The sequence below is a fragment of the Pseudomonas sp. GW821-FHT02C04 genome (genome assembly GCF_059421845.1).
In genome coordinates this window covers 1-605 of the sequence record NZ_JBWKVT010000020.1, presented here as the reverse complement: position 1 = coordinate 605, position 605 = coordinate 1, and the positions used below count along the sequence as shown (strand labels likewise).

Below are 605 nucleotides of genomic sequence, written 5' to 3'. Positions count from 1 at the left end.
ATTGCGGCCGGTGACACCTACGTCGGCATCGAGATTCTGCAGGGCTCGGGCAACAACGACGTCTTTATCAGTGGCGAAGCGGCGGACCAGTTTTACGGCTCGGGCGGCATCGACACGATTGATTATTCCGGCTCCTCCAGCGCCGTGACGGTCAGTCTGGTCGGTGGTGTGGCGGGCGTTGGTGGTGATGCTCAGGGCGACAAACTGTGGGAATTCGAAACTGTCATTGGCTCGTCCTTCAATGACACGCTGACCGCACAAACGGCGGGCAACACCTTGAACGGTGGTGCTGGCGATGACGTTTACTACGTCAATGGCAGCGCGGTGAACGTCGTCGAAGCCGCGGGCGGTGGCGATGACGAAGTGCGAACCATCCTGCTCAACCACACCCTGGCAACCAACGTCGAACGCCTGACCTTCGTCGGGACAGGTAACTTCACTGGTTACGGCAATGCCTCGGACAACATCATTACTGGTGGTGCCGGTAACGACTACCTGATGGGCGGCGCAGGTGCCGACCAGTTTATCGGTGGCGCCGGCAGCGATGTCGTGGGGTATGGCGACAGCCCTTCGGCTGTGACCATCAACACCAAGACTGGCGTGAA

At 59.8% G+C, this 605-nt stretch carries 1 protein-coding gene; it reads left to right on the top strand.

Translation table 11 applies throughout. From position 1 onward, the window contains the following. A partial coding sequence (locus AC07VV_RS30450; RefSeq protein WP_495038346.1) for a calcium-binding protein occupies positions 1 to 605 on the top strand: 605 nt, incomplete at both ends.